This window comes from Candidatus Viridilinea mediisalina, assembly GCF_002532535.1.
Lineage (GTDB): Bacteria > Chloroflexota > Chloroflexia > Chloroflexales > Chloroflexaceae > Viridilinea > Viridilinea mediisalina.
The window spans coordinates 24,096-38,403 of record NZ_NQWI01000006.1 but is presented as its reverse complement, the minus strand read 5'-3'; the positions used below and the strand labels follow the sequence as shown (position 1 = coordinate 38,403).

The 14,308-nt window shown below is 57.7% G+C and carries 15 protein-coding genes; 7 read left to right on the top strand and 8 right to left on the bottom strand.

The annotated features are described in order from the left end of the window. Nucleotides 1–27: 27 nt before the first annotated feature. The 5 genes from CJ255_RS02455 to CJ255_RS02435 form a co-directional block, all read right to left on the bottom strand. Entirely contained in the window at nt 28–531 is a 504-nt protein-coding gene (locus tag CJ255_RS02455) for a MarR family winged helix-turn-helix transcriptional regulator (protein WP_097642514.1), read from the bottom strand. A gap of 384 nt (nt 532–915) precedes the next feature. Further along, on the bottom strand, nt 916–2,163 hold the full coding sequence (locus CJ255_RS02450; RefSeq protein ID WP_097642513.1) for an MFS transporter: 1,248 nt from the start codon (nt 2,161–2,163) through the stop codon (nt 916–918). Nucleotides 2,164–2,348: 185 nt separating this feature from the next. After that, complete coding sequence (locus CJ255_RS02445; protein WP_097642512.1) at nt 2,349–2,801, bottom strand: MarR family winged helix-turn-helix transcriptional regulator; 453 nt, start codon at nt 2,799–2,801, stop codon at nt 2,349–2,351. Nucleotides 2,802–2,956: 155 nt separating this feature from the next. Beyond that, nucleotides 2,957–3,091, bottom strand: coding sequence for a hypothetical protein (locus tag CJ255_RS24605; protein WP_281257163.1), 135 nt, complete (start codon nt 3,089–3,091; stop codon nt 2,957–2,959). 536 nt (nt 3,092–3,627) lie between these two features. Next, the gene (locus CJ255_RS02435; RefSeq protein WP_097642510.1) at nt 3,628–4,467 is read right to left on the bottom strand and encodes an alpha/beta fold hydrolase; all 840 of its coding nucleotides are present in this window, start codon (nt 4,465–4,467) and stop codon (nt 3,628–3,630) included. A gap of 214 nt (nt 4,468–4,681) precedes the next feature. Between CJ255_RS02435 and CJ255_RS02430 the strand changes: the two genes are divergently transcribed. The 7 genes from CJ255_RS02430 to CJ255_RS22400 all read left to right on the top strand — a co-directional run bounded on the left by CJ255_RS02430 (nt 4,682) and on the right by CJ255_RS22400 (nt 9,378). Further along, nucleotides 4,682–4,930, top strand: coding sequence for a hypothetical protein (locus tag CJ255_RS02430; protein WP_217352387.1), 249 nt, complete (start codon nt 4,682–4,684; stop codon nt 4,928–4,930). A gap of 6 nt (nt 4,931–4,936) precedes the next feature. Continuing rightward, the gene (locus tag CJ255_RS02425) at nt 4,937–5,287 is read left to right on the top strand and encodes a type II toxin-antitoxin system PemK/MazF family toxin (RefSeq protein WP_097642509.1); all 351 of its coding nucleotides are present in this window, start codon (nt 4,937–4,939) and stop codon (nt 5,285–5,287) included. Between the two features lie 266 nt (nt 5,288–5,553). Next, nucleotides 5,554–6,588 (top strand): lysylphosphatidylglycerol synthase transmembrane domain-containing protein, encoded by a 1,035-nt coding sequence (locus tag CJ255_RS02420; RefSeq protein WP_245863134.1) that lies wholly within the window; start codon nt 5,554–5,556, stop codon nt 6,586–6,588. After that, the gene (locus CJ255_RS02415; protein ID WP_097642507.1) at nt 6,585–7,865 is read left to right on the top strand and encodes an NAD(P)/FAD-dependent oxidoreductase; all 1,281 of its coding nucleotides are present in this window, start codon (nt 6,585–6,587) and stop codon (nt 7,863–7,865) included. Before CJ255_RS02420 ends, CJ255_RS02415 begins: the two co-directional genes overlap by 4 nt. 8 nt (nt 7,866–7,873) lie before the next feature. Next, nucleotides 7,874–8,341 carry a thioredoxin family protein gene (locus CJ255_RS02410; RefSeq protein WP_097642506.1) on the top strand — a complete coding sequence of 156 codons (468 nt, stop codon included), beginning with the start codon at nt 7,874–7,876 and terminating at the stop codon, nt 8,339–8,341. A gap of 1 nt (nt 8,342) precedes the next feature. After that, nucleotides 8,343–9,014, top strand: coding sequence for a cytochrome c biogenesis CcdA family protein (locus CJ255_RS02405; protein ID WP_097642505.1), 672 nt, complete (start codon nt 8,343–8,345; stop codon nt 9,012–9,014). Between the two features lie 37 nt (nt 9,015–9,051). Continuing rightward, nucleotides 9,052–9,378: a hypothetical protein gene (locus tag CJ255_RS22400; RefSeq protein WP_124681788.1), complete on the top strand. Its 327-nt coding sequence runs from the start codon at nt 9,052–9,054 to the stop codon at nt 9,376–9,378. Here CJ255_RS22400 and pknB read toward each other — a convergent pair. From pknB to CJ255_RS02390, 3 genes are all read right to left on the bottom strand, one after another. Further along, a complete protein-coding gene (gene pknB, locus CJ255_RS02400; protein ID WP_097642504.1) occupies nt 9,359–11,185 on the bottom strand; it encodes a Stk1 family PASTA domain-containing Ser/Thr kinase in 1,827 nt (608 codons plus the stop codon). The genes CJ255_RS22400 and pknB overlap by 20 nt on opposite strands. 132 nt (nt 11,186–11,317) lie before the next feature. Continuing rightward, a complete protein-coding gene (gene murJ, locus CJ255_RS02395; protein ID WP_097642503.1) occupies nt 11,318–12,865 on the bottom strand; it encodes a murein biosynthesis integral membrane protein MurJ in 1,548 nt (515 codons plus the stop codon). A 120-nt stretch (nt 12,866–12,985) separates the two neighbouring features. After that, on the bottom strand, nt 12,986–14,083 hold the full coding sequence (locus CJ255_RS02390; protein WP_097642502.1) for an LCP family protein: 1,098 nt from the start codon (nt 14,081–14,083) through the stop codon (nt 12,986–12,988). Nucleotides 14,084–14,308: the final 225 nt, after the last annotated feature.

Below are 14,308 nucleotides of genomic sequence, written 5' to 3'. Positions count from 1 at the left end.
CACACATTGCAATCGGGTACAAATCTTTTAGGCCAAACGTCCACTTTCGGCACGTTCGAGGGTCCGAACCATACCAGCCAAGACACGGTCGAGCAGAATCATCAGCGCATCAATCTCAGGATCATCCAAATGGGCCAACGCCATCTGCATCTGGTCGTGGCGCGCCTGTTTGATTTCGCCAATCAACTCACGGCCTTGCGTCGTCACCACAACCATCACTTGACGCCGATCACGTTCATCGCGTAAACGTTCGATCAACTGCTTATCGCGCAGCCGATCAACCACACCAGTGAGTGATGCCGCTGACTGGTGGGTCGCCTCAGCCAGATCCGACATCTTACACGCTGTACCTGTCTGCTCCAGGTGGAGGAGGGTATAAAATTGGGGGAGGGTCAGGCGAAAACGTTCATCATCCAGCAGCTGCATAAATTGGCGCTGAGCCAACCAACTGATCTGCATAATCGAACGCTCGATCTCCTCCAAAGCGGTACGCTCGTTGTGGAGCGTTTCGTCGTGGTGCCTTTGGGTCATTATGGTACTTACTTATTTCTCGACCCTGTTGATATTCAATAACCTTTAGTATATCACAGGCTTGAGTCAGGAGCAAACCCAGAGGGTACAGAGAGCACCGAGCAATCTTCACCACAGAGGCACAGAGGCACAGAGAACACAGAGTGAAAACTTGGTTAGCGCGAAAAAGTTCTGGGCCGCGACGTTGGCTCGGTGGCTGAGCCTGTCGAAGCCAGCCTGTCGAAGCCAGCCTGTCGAAGCCCAACGTCGCGGTGGCTTCGACAGGCTCAGCCAACGCGACGCTCTCCTATGAGCCCAGGGCTTCTTCGCGCTAACCAAATTTACGCCCCTCTGTGCTCTCTGTGCCTCTGTGGTGAACAACTCTGCGTACCCTGCTTGCCTCACTCACAACTCACGCACAAAGGGTGCCCGCAGCAGATTCACCCCAATCAGCAGCCAGCCAATCATCGCGCTTGTGCCAACCACGAGGGGGGCGCTGCCGACCAGTTCGGCAATCAGGCCGGCCAGCATGCCACCCATAGGGCTGAGGCCCATGAGCAAGAGGGTGAAGACACTCATGACCCGTCCGCGCAGTTCATCGGGGACGATCGATTGGATGATGGTATTGGTAAGTGCCAGGGTGGTGACACCGGCCCAGCCGGCGCAGGCCATGAGCATCAGTGCTAGGGGGAAGCTGCGGGTGATGGTGAAGGCGATCATAAAGACAGGGTAGAGCAGCACCGCAAAGCTGAGCAGGCGTCCTCGGGGGGCATCTTCGTTCAGTTGAGCGAGGATAAGCGCAGCAGTGAGCGCACCCAGGCCACTGGATGCCGAGAGCATGCCGAGCCCCATCGCACCTTGACCAAAGACATCACGGGCAAAGATGGGCAGCAGAGGGATGTGGACAAAGCAGAAGAGGCTGATGGTTCCGGCCAGGAGCAACAGGGTACGCACGCGCACTTCACCGGCAATATAGCTCAACCCGGCCCGAAGCTGCCCGCGTTGCCCAGCGCCACGCGGGCGGGTATAGGGTGGCAGGCGCATCATCAGCATGCCACCGAGCACAAAGATGAAGCTGGCGGCATTGAGCGCAAAGGCGCTACCTTCGCCCACAAAGGCCACCACGATCCCGGCAATGGCCGGGCCAACCAGACGCGCCCCATTGAAGATCGAGGAGTTGAGCGCAATCGCATTGAGCAGATCCTCGCGCCCAACCATCTCGACCGTAAAGGCTTGGCGGGCCGGGCCATCAAAGGCATTCACAATCCCCAACAGGGTTGCCAACAGCAGCACATGCCAAACCTGCACCACTCCCGTGAGGGTCAAGACCGCGAGGGTTGCGGCGAGCAGCATGGCTACAAACTGCGTAATCAGCAGCAGTCGCTGTTTCGACATGCGATCGGCCAGAGTACCGGCGGGCAGGGCGAAGAGCAGGATAGGCAACGAACTCACGGCAGCCACGAGGCCGAGCATAGCCGGTGAATCGGTCAGACGCAGCACCAACCAACCCTGGGCCACATGTTGCATCCACGTGCCGGTGAGCGAAATGAGTTGACCAATGAAGAAGAGGCGATAGTTGCGATGGCGTAGTGCCCGTAGCATTGCGGGCGCTTGACGACGGGGCGTGGCAGCAGGTGGACTTGTAGAGGCCATAGGGATTTTTTTGATCTGTGGGAAGGTGTGAAGCGGCTATGTCTATGGGGTGTTAGGGCTGTGCCCCAAACTCGCTTTTTTCGTGCGTGTTGGCGGCTTCGCCGCCAACACGCACGAAGAAAACTTCGGGGAAGGCGAAGCCTCCCCCGAACCCCCGCCGGAAGGCTTAACCTACGTATTGGGGCTTAGGCCCCATCATCCTGATGCAGCGCCTCATAGAGCGTCTGCATGGCTGCATGGAGCGCTGCTAATTGCTCGGCGTTCAAGTGGCTCATGCGTTGTTCCACATAGGCGCGATGGCGCGGGCGCAACTCATCAATCAACGCTTGGCCCGTGGCCGTCAGTTGCACCAACGTCACCCGGCGGTCGTGGGGGTCGGGGGCGCGACGCACAAGCCCACGCGCCTCCAAGCGATCCACGAGGCGCGTCAGATTACTATTGTCGGCCACCATCTCTTGGCAAATAGAACTCAACGGTACGCCCTCAGCCGAAGCATAGAAGAGAATGGCATACTGAGGGGTCGAGAGATCATAGGGGCGAAACTCTTCCCGATTCAACTCCTGAAAGCGCTTGTGCAGCTTCAAAAAGAGCCGATAGGCTTCAATCTGCGGCGAGTCGGGGCTGGTGATCTCTGGCATAGCCGCTGCTCCATGAGAAGGTAAAAGGCAAAAGGTAAAAGGTAAAAGGTAAAAGGTAAAAGGTAAAAGGTAAAAGGTAAAAGGTAAAAGGTAAAAGGTAAAAGGTAAAAGGTAAAACTGCTTACTAGCAAGCGTACCTGAGCATATTGGACTTGTCAACTAATACCATTGTAGATTGCAGATTGTAGATTGCAGATTGTAGATTGCAGATTGTAGATTGCAGATTGTAGATTGCAGATTGCAGATTGTAGATTGCAGATTGTAGATTGCAGATTACAGCGTCCCAACATGGCACAAGCCGAAGGGGAACAATCCCGCTTCGGCTTGAGTTGGCCTCCCGGTGGGGGTTCGGGGGCGGCTTCGCCTTCCCCGAAAAAGCTCTTTTTGTGTCGTATTGGCGGCGAAGCCTTCGGCTTGAGTTGGCCTCCCGGTGGGGGTTCGGGGGCGGCTTCGCCTCACCCGAAAAAACTCTTTCTGTGTCGTGTTGGCGGCGAAGCCGCCAACACGACACAGATAAAGGGGGGTTGGGGCGTAGCCCCAATAGCGGGATGTAGGGCGGTAGCCCTACATCCTACCAATAGAACGCAAAGACAAAGACCAAAAGCAGGAACGAAATCAGACCGCCCAAGGTGAACATCATGATGGTTGGGGCAACTTCGGGGTCGCCACTCCATTCAGGCTTCATAGGGTTTTCCTTCCAAGTGCAAGCGCGGTTTGCCCTATTGTACCCCATGTTGGACCGTAAGGTTGCGCACGGGAACATGGTTTTCGCGTGTACTCTAGCGGCGTTGCCGCCCCTGCCCGTCTAGTGTGAGGTGACATTGGCTCATCTGGCAGGGGTTGACTGGCGCTGGGCTACCAATTCAGGCAACTTGTTTGTAGCCGGCAGATTATTGGCCTTGAGGAAGCGCAGCAATACATCATTGAAGAGGGCTGGTTCCTCAAGGAAGGGGAAGTGGCGGCTCCGTGGCATCATCACCACTTCGGCTTTGGGGTTGTGGGTAAAGAGATCGGCCTGATTAGGGTTTACCACATCATCGCGCCCGCCATGGACAATCAGGGCTGGCACACTGAGTCGAAACAGCTCTGGGCTCAGGTCGGTGCGCCACATCGAACTGACGGCGTAGCGTAGTGTGTTGGCGGTTGACTTCACGCTATCATCAATCATCTCGCCCACGGCAAGATCGTTTGCAACCCCTAGGAAGAAGCGGAAGAGTTGACGGCGTAGCCAAGGCATACGGGCGAAGGCATCAGCAAAAAAGGGCCGATCGGTGAGCTTGAGCAGCCACGAGAGCGAATCGCCGTTAATGGGCGCACCAACGGTGGCAACTGCACAAATGCGCTCAGGATAACTCAACGCGGTCTTGAGTGCGACCATCCCGCCCATCGAGTGGCCCACAAGGATCACGCGCTCGATCCCGAGTTCATCGAGAAAGCGGGTAATCTGGTCGGAGTAGGCTTGAATACTCTCTTGGGTCTGTTTGCGGCGCGATTCACCAAAGCCCCAGAAATCGAAGGAGTAGGTGCGAAAATGTTTCGCCACAACCTCCATAGTAGGGAACCAATAGCGCCAACTCCCCAGCCAGCCGTGCAAGAAGACGACAGGTCGCCCACGCCCAAGCACCTCGTAATGCACCACCTGATTATCAATAACGACGATGCTCATAGCCGCGCCTTCCGCCTACGTATATGGTTTGTGCCTCTGCTCGGCATGCACACGCCGCACGAGCGAGGTTATGCTTGCTTCTTCTATGATAACGCATAACTGCAACCAGATTCGCACAGGTCACTAGGAATTGTAGCAAAACGTGGGAAGTGGTCGCTTGACACGTCTACAGATGTGTATACCATGGGACATAAGCTTTACGAAGGAGGCTTGTATGGCTACCACAACTATTCGTGTCTCGATGCAAACCCATCGCAATCTCACGCATTTGGCCCAAGCTGTGGGACTACCGATGGCCGAAGTAGTTGAGCAGGCCATTGAACTCTACCGCCGCCAGCGCATTTTGGAAGAGGCCAATAGTAGCTATGCAGCGTTGCACGAAGACACCGCAGCATGGACTGAGCTTCAAGCTGAACGAGCTATCTGGGATACTACGGTGGGTGATGGATTGCCAAAAGAGTAACTGCGTATGACGGATCTTACGCTACCTTCACGTGGCGACATCTGGCTTGCCGACCTCAATCCCACCCGTGGACATGAGCAGGCCGGTATGCGTCCGGTTCTGATTTACTCAACCAACATATTCAACCATGGCCCATCCAACTTGCTCTTCGTGGTTCCGCTCACTACGAAGGTGCATCCTTACCCCTTTCGGGTGCGTATCGATCCGCCAGAGGGTGGACTACGAGAACCATCTTTTGCCCTATGTGATTCCTTGCGTTCGATCAGCAAAGAGCGTCTCGTGAAGCGTTGGGGCAAGGTAAGCCCGGCAAGACTAGAGCCCATTGCCGACTATTTGCGCATCCTGCTGGAACTTTGATGCACAACGGAACGCCTCCTGTTTTAGGATGATAACCCAATGGGTATGGTTAGCGCATACCCCTCACCATCCTGTCTAATTCCTATGGTATGATTGGGAGGCTGAGGAATGGCTTCATGCCACCTGTACGCTTTAGGCGCTTCCAGCATATTTTGACGCCCTGCGCCTATGTTCTCTCTCCCACTTCCTGATTTCTTTCATCATCGTTTCTGTCAACTCTATTGCGGAGGGTATGGGTGCGTAGCTGGAAGTTTTGGATCGGCCTGGTGGTTAGCATCGTTTTCCTTACTATCGCGCTGCGCGGGCTCGATCTGCAGCTCTTCTGGCAGGTTGTGGTTGATGCTAACTATTGGTGGCTGCTACCAGCGGTAGCAGTCTATTTCGTTGGGGTTTGGCTGCGGACTTGGCGCTGGCGGGCGATGTTGTTGCCCCTACGGGCTATTGCGGTGCCCCGGCTCTTTCCCACGGTTGTGATTGGCTATATGGGGAATAATGTTTACCCTGCGCGGGCCGGGGAGGTGTTGCGTAGCTATGTGCTGCGGCGCAATGAGGCGGTGCCGATGAGCGCTTCGCTTGCTACGGTGGTGCTAGAGCGGCTCTTTGATGGTTTGGTGATGCTGCTCTTTATCTTTGCTACGCTGCCTTTTGCTCCGTTGCCGCCCACCTATCAGTGGTTTGTGCTGGTGCTCAGTAGCATCTTTTTGGTTGCCCTCAGTGCCTTTATGCTACTCGCAGCACGCCCTCAACGTCTCAGTCAGTTCTATAGCCTGCTGGTGGATCGTTTGTCGCCCGCCCGTGTGCGCCCCAAACTCCACGGCCTCTTCGACCGCTTTGTGGTCGGGTTGCAGTCGCTCCGTAGCCCCCGCGAACTCGCCATGATTAGCGTGGTCTCTGTCGCAATCTGGCTGATCGAGACGCTGACCTATTGGTTTGTGATGCACGCTTTTGGGCTCAATTTGCCCTTTGCGGTACTCATGCTGATGACGGCGGTGATCAATCTCTTTACGACTATTCCTTCGACACCGGGCTATGTGGGTACCTTCCATGCCCCTGGCATCGCTATTCTCATGCAGTTTGGCGTGGCCCACGCCCTCGCCACCGGCTTCACCATCGTGCTCCATATGACCCTCTGGCTGCCGATTACGCTCTTGGGCGCTATCTTCATGCTGCGGCAAAGCATCGGCTGGAGCGATATGGAGCGCGCCGCTACGCTGAAAGAGCGCCCGGTTGAGGCAGAAACGGTAGAACTCCAGACGCGCCAGGGTGGCGCTGACGATATTGCTCCGCGAGTGGTACTATGAAGGTTGCAATTGTTGGGGCCGGGATTGCGGGTATGACCGCTGCCTATGAATTGGCCCAAGCCGGACGTGAGGTGACGGTCTTTGAGGCGGCGCCGCTGGTGGGGGGCTTGGCTTCAGGTTTCCGCGATGAAGGCTGGGCATGGCCGCTTGAACGTTTCTACCACCATATCTTTGCGACCGACACGGCGATCATTGAACTGGCCAAGCGCATTGGCTGCGCCGATCAACTCTTTTTCCGCAGCCAAATGACCGCCCAGTGGTGGCAAGGACGCGGCTATGATCTCAATGGCCCGCTCCAGGTCTTGCGCTTCCCTGCACTGCCCTTTGTGGATCGGGTGCGTTTTGGGGCCGTGGCCTTCTACCTCAAATATGTGACGCGCAACTGGCGTCGACTCGAACAGCGCACCGCAGCAGCCTGGACCTCGCGCTACGCCGGGCCAAAGGTCTATGCCACCATCTGGCGGCCTCTGCTCGAGGGCAAGTTTGGCCCCTATGCCGACGAGGTGAATATGGCGTGGCTCTGGGCGCGCTTACGCGCCCGGAGCTTCAAATTGGGCTACTTTGTTGGCGGTTTTCAAGCCTTCTGTGACCATCTGCTGGCAGCCATTCAGCAGCAAGGCGTACAGGTGCATCTGAATTGCCCCATTAGCAGCGCAAGCCCCCATGCTGGTGGCTGGCGTCTGAATGTGCCTGGGCAAGGTGAACATGAGGTTGACCAATTGTTGGTCACTGGGGCACCCGGCCTGTTAAGCCGGTTAGCGCCCCAACTCCCTCGTGCCTACTTGGGCCAACTGAGCCAACTGCGCTCAATGGGCGCGGTGGTGTTGACCCTCGCGCTGAAACAATCGCTCACCGGCGGCATCTATTGGCTTAATCTGCCCAAGGATCAATTCCCCTACCTAGCCCTTGTGGAGCATACCAACTTCGTTGAAGCACAACACTATGGTGGTGATCACCTGATCTACTTGGGCGACTACGTAGAGCCGGAACATGCCTACTTCCAGTTGAGCCAGGCGCAGCTCCTGGAACATTTCCTGCCCTCGTTGCAGCGCATCAACCCCGCGTTTGAGCCAAGCTGGATCCGGGCAAGCTGGCTCCACCGTGAGCGCTATGCCCAACCCATCGTACCCGTTGGCCACAGCCACAACATCCCACCGCTACGCACACCACTACCCGGGCTCTACTGGGCCAGCATGAGCCAAGTCTACCCCTGGGATCGCGGCACCAACTTTGCGGTCGAAATCGGCCAGCGGGTTGCAGGCAAGATGCTAGAATAGGAATCCGTATGACCAAACCCGACCCCAAGTCGCCGGTTGTGCGACGGCGGCCCCATACGCTGGTGTTTGTTGGTCTGTTCTTGGCTGTGGTGGTGGTGTTGACGATTAAGGCGCGTTTGGAACCACCAACCAATGTGAGCCTTGCGGTCTCTGATCTTGCTCCGACGGTGCAGTTTGCCCAGGCGCAGGCGGCAGGGCAGCCGATGCTGCTCTTTTTTCATTCTGATACATGTAGCTCGTGTACCTACATGAAAGCAACCATTGGCCAGGTCTGGCCCGCCTATCGCCAACAGATTGAATTGGTCAGCATCAACGTCTATGACCAGCAGAATAGTGATCTGCTGCGTACTGAAGGTATACGCGTGGTTCCGACACTGGTCTTTATTGACCAGACTGGTACACGCCAGGTAGAGGTTGGCACCATGCGCCCAGAGATGCTTGACCAGCGCCTCGCGGGGCTCGCGGCGGGGAGCTAACATGATTACTGAGCAATTTGCCTTTGACGGCTCGCTCCTCACCTATCTGTTGGTCTTTTTGGGTGGCATTGTTACCAGCATTGGCCCTTGTAGTGTTGCTTCGATTCCTTTGATTATGGCCTATGTCGGCGGTGGGACTGCCGTATCACGCGGACGCGCCTTCAGCTTGGCCTTTACCTTTGCTGTAGGCATGGCGATCACTTTTATGCTGCTGGGCATCATCGCCGCGCTTGTAGGCGGCTTGCTGGGCGGTTGGAGTGCGTGGTTCTACCTGTTGGCGCTGGTCTGTTTTTTGATTGGCCTGCACATGGTTGGCGCCTTACGACTACCCATGCCCAACTGGTTTGCCGATCTGCCCGACCGGATTCATGTGCGAGGGCTACCGGGCGCTTTGGTGTTAGGGCTTGCCTTTGGGATTGTTGCCTCACAGTGCGCTACGCCAGTCTTGGCGGTGATTCTCACCAGCGTGATGCTCAGTCAGGATGGCATGGCCTACGGCGCGGCCCTGCTCTTCATCTATGCATTAGGGCGCGGTATGCCCGTTGTTGCGGCTGGCACTTTTGCCGGGGCGCTGCGCCAACTGCGCGGCATGGCCGCATGGACACCCTGGATCCAACGGGTGAGCGGTGTGGTGATCATGGGAGTGGGTTTGTATCTGGTCTGGATTGCTTGATCGCTGCAGAAGTGAGGGTGCGTGAGGCGAAGCGGCGATGTCCTCGCGTCGTCGCATCCTCGCGTCCTCGCGCCTCCTCGCGCATCCTCGCATCCTCGCGTCCTCGCATCCTCGCGTCCTCGCATCCTCGCGTCCTCGCATCCTCGCATCCTCGCATCCTCGCATCCTCGCGTCGTCGCGTCGTCGCGTCGTCGCGTCGTCGCGTCGTCGCGTCGTCGCGTCGTCGCGTCGTCGCGTCCTCGCGTCCTCGCGTCGTCGCGTCCTCGCGTCCTCGCAAACCCATTGGGACGCCATGTTCGGCAATCTACAATCTACAATCTATAATCTACAATCGGAAAATGGCATCACTGCTCTGGCGCTTTGATCCCAAAGATAATCCGGCTCCCACGGGCGATCCAGTCGCCATTCAGAACGGCTGGCCCGTTTTCGATCTGTGCGCTGACGACTTCGTTGTCTCGGAAGCGGTCGTAATCAATCAGCCGATCACGCCCTTGGAGATCAACATAGACCAGGGTGAGGCCAGGGGTGCGTTCTAGCACCTGTTCCGCCTGGTCGCGCTGCAAGCCAATCACCTCTGGGAAGCGCACAACGTCACCCATGCTGACGAAGATGGTCACCAGTTGCCCTTCAGAGACGCGCAGCCCGGGGCTTGGCTGTTGGCGGATGACGAAGCCACGATCTACGCTGCCACTTGGTTCGTTGACGACCTCCACTGCAAAGCCCGCTCCGCGCAGGCGTTGCTCGGCAAGCTCGGCTTGGAGCCGCCCAACATCGAGTACCTCGATCACCCGTGGCCCTAAACTGACCGTGTAGGTGACGTTGCTGCCTGGCTCTAGGGCGGTGCCGGGGGCTACTGCTTGGCTTATAACTTGATTAATCGCTACCTGTTGATCGTGGGCTTCGAGCCGCACCGGGCGCAGTTGTAGTTGCCTGAGGGTTGTCTCGGCCACTTGGCCACTCATACCACTCAGTTCAGGGACGCTCACCGTTACCCGCGTGGGCTCAGGGGTGTGGGTGGGATCGTCGGGGGTTGGGCTGGCTGTGGGTTGGGTGGGGGTTACTCCACCGCCTGTGCCCCCGCCGCCAATGCCAGCAAAAAGATCGCCAAAAAGCCCGGTACTAAAGGCAAAGACAACGGCAAGGACACTGGCAAGAATGAACATGCCCACAAGAAAGACGCCACAGCCAAGGCCCTCTTGGCGTGGGGCGCGGGCCGGGCCGGGCCGGGGGGCAATGGGCATGCGGCCTGTTGCCCCGCCGCCAGCACTTGGGCGGATGGGGCCACTGGGCGCGGGCGCACGGGGCTGCGGGATGGGGCGCGGCATCGCCTGATTGACCACTGTTGCTTGGCTGGCCAACTGGTCGTAATCGTTGAGCAGCCGCGCAAACTCGGCGGCATCTTGGGGCCGTCGGCTCGGATCCTTCTCAAGCGCACGCAGCACCAGCGCCTCTAAGCCCAGCGGAATGCTTGGGTTCAGATGGCGCGGCGGGGTTGGAGCCTCGTTCACATGCTTCATCGCCACCGCAACCGCATTCTCGCCCTTGAAGGGCAAGCGCCCGGTCAGCAGTTCGTAGAGCAGAATGCCCAAGGCATAGACATCCGAGCGTGGTGTAGCAGGCCGCCCTTGGGCCTGTTCGGGCGAGAGGTAATCTACCGTGCCGAAAGCAATCCCCGTTTCGGTCATGGCTGTGGAAAGATGGCTCTTCGCCACGCCAAAATCGGTCACATGGGCTCGGCCATCGGGGGTGACAATCACATTCTGCGGCTTCACATCGCGGTGTACCATCCCGGCCCGATGGGCCGCGTGCAACCCGCGCGCAATCTGCTCGGCCAGATTGACCGCCCGATCAATGGTGAGCGGCGCTTCACGGTTGATAATTGACTTGAGATCGGTGCCGTCCACATACTCCATCACAATGTAGTGAACATCACCATCTTGTCCCACATCAAAGATATCAACAATATTGGGATGGGCCAGCATCGCCGCAGCCTGAGCCTCATGGCGAAAGCGGCTCAAAAAATCGGGTTCGTTGAGAAAATGGCTATGAGGAATTTTGATCGCCACGCGCCGATTGAGCCGCCGATCAAGGCCCACATAGATGCGCGCCATGCCACCTTCGCCAATTTTGCGCTCTAGTTCGTAGCGATTATCGAGGATTTTTTTTTGCATTTGGTCGTATAACGTACAGTTTGCGAGGATGCGAGGATGCGGGGATGCGGGGATGCGGGGATGCGAAGCTCTCACCTCTTCGCCTTACGCATCCTCGTTGCATTCATTATACCATTGCAACTTTCGCTACGGCTATGCTCGTTTGGCTGCGATACGTGCCCGTACAACGCCGACGAAGAAGTCAAAGGCTTCGATCCGCAGCAGCCGACAGAGCAGTGCATAGACCATTGCCCCCAGGCTGCCGCCGAGCAGTACCACGACCCAAGGCGCTTGGGGGCCAACCAGCCAGATCAGGCTACTCACGGCTAGGGCCATCACGCTGGCGGCTACGAGACCCTTGAGTGCCGCTTCGCCGAGCCGTAGTCCGCCTAGTGGCACCACGCGGGTAAGCAGCAGATAGGTTAGTAGGGCATGGCCAATCCATTGGGCCGAATTGCCCAATACTAACGCCAAAAAGCCCAGTTCGCTCAACCAGAGCAGTGGGAGCGCCACGAGCACGTAGCATCCAATGGCTGCCCCTTGGATCAGGTTGGGCGTAAGGGTGTTTTTGCGCGCATAGAAGGCGAAGATCAGCACCTGATCCAATGCTGCTGCCGGTAGCCCTGGGAGGTAGAGCAGGAGGGCCAAGGCGGTTGCCGCGCTATCTTCGGCCCCAAAAGCGCCGCGCTGAAAGACCAGGGCCACAACTGGTTCGGCCAAGACCGCGAGGCCCGCCGTTGCGGGCATAATAAGCAGCAAGACCACCTTGAGGCCCATGGCTAGGGTTGCGCGAAAGTTGGCTTCATCGGCCACTGCATTCTGGCGTGAGAGTGTCGGCAGGACTGCGAGGGCCACGGCTGAAGCGACCAGGCCCAAGGGCAACTGGATCAGGGTAGTGGCGTAGCGCATCGTACTCAACGCGGCCTCAAAGCCAGCCGCAAGCCGCCGGTCAATCAGGGTGCCCAGCACCGAGAAGGCGATTCCCAAGGCCACTGGCGCGTAGAGCCAGAGGATGCGGCGTACTGCTGGGTGGGGTTGGCCCCAATGGAGGCGCAGGCGCGCATCGCGGAGACCCGGTAGTTGCAGTGCCACTTGGCCCAACGCCCCCAGCAGCGCCCCAACGGCAAGGCTATTGATCCCAAGTTGCTGGTGCAGCAGCACAACCCCTAGCACCATGCCCAGGTTGAAGACCACCATCGTAAAGGCGGGCAACAAAAAGCGCTGCTGTGCGTGTAGCACTGCCGTGGCCAACCCCGAGAAGCCCATGAGCAGCACAGCAGGCATGAGCCAGCGTACCAAGGGGGTGGCCAATTCGCGCAGTTCAGCCTGCTGCGGCCCAGCGAGCAGCGCAATCAGCAACGGCGCTTGCCAGATCGTCAGGGCCGTCAGGGCGGTCAAGGCCGCCAGAGCAATACTCAGAACCCCTGAAACAACGCGCCAAAACTCGTCGCGCTCGCCTTCGGCATACTCAGCAAAGACCGGCACCAGCGCCGCACTGACCGCGCCCGCAATCAGCAGATCGTAGATCGTACTGGGCACCGTCCACGCCAACTGGAAGGCATCCACCTCCACGCCACGGGCGAAGAAGAAGGCAATGGTAGGCTCCCGAATGAAGCCCACCAAACGACTAGCGATATTCCCGAAGGCAATCAGCAGCGCCGCGACAGCTACTGAGCGGAAGGCGCGATCAGGGTTAGCCATGTGGCGCTGTTAGGAAAGAGAAACGAGGAGATAGGAAATGGAGCAAAAACCACCCTGTTGAGCGTAGGGGCACGGCGCGCCGTGCCCCTACGCTCTATGCCTGAAACCATCCCCACGGCCTCAATTACCGGAGGCCGTAGTGATCACCTCGCCCTTAAACTGGCGCATAATCCGGGCCAGGGCTTGGGGATGGGCCTCAAAGGTAGCGGGTTCTTGCAATTCTACAATCGAGCGCGAATCGATGGCATAGCGCAAAATATTATCGCTATTCAACGTGCGCGCAAACCCAGCCAACTCAAACATCATCCCACGACTGAGATCAGTCTGGATATAGCCACGCATTGCCCGCGTATAATTATCGATACTAGTCAATTGCATCAGCAGACCACGCTCACGGATACGCTCAAAGATAGCCATGAGAACCTGTTGTTGGCGCTGATTGCGTCCAAAGTCACTATCAGCGTGGCGCGTTCGCACATAGATCAAGGCGCGTTCCGCATCGAGGATTTGGGGCCCAGCATCGAAATGTACCTCCATGGTGCCATAATCCTCAGTGGGGTAGGTCGGATCATAAATCTCATAGGGCACATCCACCCTGATCCCACCAATCTCATCAATCAGCGTCTCAAAGCCTCGGAAGTTGATCAGCATGAAGTAATCAACCTCAACCCCCAAGAGCCGCCCGACGGTTGACTTAGCCAGCGCCGCACCACCACCGGCTCCAAAGCGCACTTCGCCAATGGGGTAGGCCGCATTGATGCGTCCTTGCCCGCCGGTTGGATAGCTAACCCAGAGATCGCGTGGGAGCGAGAGCATACTGACCTGCCCACGATCACGGTCAATCCGCACCAGCACCAGGGCATCGGTACGGGTCGGATCAAGATCATCGGGGCGCGCATCGGTGCCAAGCAACAGAATATGCAAGGTTGCCTGACTCAGCGGCGGGGGCGGTTCTTCAACTGCGGGGGTAATAAAGACTTGGGGTAACGCAGTCGGAAAGGGCGTCGTTTCGGAAGTAGCTCCTTGGTTGTGCGCGGCTTCTGTTGAAGCAACCTGAGCTTCCGTGGACAGATCAAGCACCGCTGGGGTAACGATCATCGAGTCAATATCAGCCAGCGCCTGACGCCATTCAAAGGCCAGGCGCAGCACCATGACTACTACCAGCAGGCCAATTGTAACACTCGCACCTGTAACCAGGCGCCGGTATGAAAGCGGCATACCTCCGTATCTCCACAAAGCTTACGCGAGATTGCATGACACGTGGCACAGTGTATCGTCCACGCTGTGCCGGAGGAAGGTTGAACCTTCCCCTCATTACTATACCACTATACCATAGGTTGTTACACGCCAACGTTGAATTGGCTGAGATTAGGATGATAAGCAGGGTATGGTGCGTGGCGGTTTTACTGTTTGTGAGGATGCGAGGATGCGAGGATGTGAGGA

Coding starts and splice junctions, on each gene's coding strand:
- CJ255_RS02455 (WP_097642514.1), bottom strand. CDS start 531: ATGACCCAAAGGCACCACGACGAAACGCTCCACAACGAGCGTACCGCT.
- CJ255_RS02450 (WP_097642513.1), bottom strand. CDS start 2,163: ATGGCCTCTACAAGTCCACCTGCTGCCACGCCCCGTCGTCAAGCGCCC.
- CJ255_RS02445 (WP_097642512.1), bottom strand. CDS start 2,801: ATGCCAGAGATCACCAGCCCCGACTCGCCGCAGATTGAAGCCTATCGG.
- CJ255_RS24605 (WP_281257163.1), bottom strand. CDS start 3,091: ATGTTGGGACGCTGTAATCTGCAATCTACAATCTGCAATCTACAATCT.
- CJ255_RS02435 (WP_097642510.1), bottom strand. CDS start 4,467: ATGAGCATCGTCGTTATTGATAATCAGGTGGTGCATTACGAGGTGCTT.
- CJ255_RS02430 (WP_217352387.1), top strand. CDS start 4,682: ATGGCTACCACAACTATTCGTGTCTCGATGCAAACCCATCGCAATCTC.
- CJ255_RS02425 (WP_097642509.1), top strand. CDS start 4,937: ATGACGGATCTTACGCTACCTTCACGTGGCGACATCTGGCTTGCCGAC.
- CJ255_RS02415 (WP_097642507.1), top strand. CDS start 6,585: ATGAAGGTTGCAATTGTTGGGGCCGGGATTGCGGGTATGACCGCTGCC.
- CJ255_RS02410 (WP_097642506.1), top strand. CDS start 7,874: ATGACCAAACCCGACCCCAAGTCGCCGGTTGTGCGACGGCGGCCCCAT.
- CJ255_RS02405 (WP_097642505.1), top strand. CDS start 8,343: ATGATTACTGAGCAATTTGCCTTTGACGGCTCGCTCCTCACCTATCTG.
- CJ255_RS22400 (WP_124681788.1), top strand. CDS start 9,052: ATGTCCTCGCGTCGTCGCATCCTCGCGTCCTCGCGCCTCCTCGCGCAT.
- pknB (WP_097642504.1), bottom strand. CDS start 11,185: ATGCAAAAAAAAATCCTCGATAATCGCTACGAACTAGAGCGCAAAATT.
- murJ (WP_097642503.1), bottom strand. CDS start 12,865: ATGGCTAACCCTGATCGCGCCTTCCGCTCAGTAGCTGTCGCGGCGCTG.
- CJ255_RS02390 (WP_097642502.1), bottom strand. CDS start 14,083: ATGCCGCTTTCATACCGGCGCCTGGTTACAGGTGCGAGTGTTACAATT.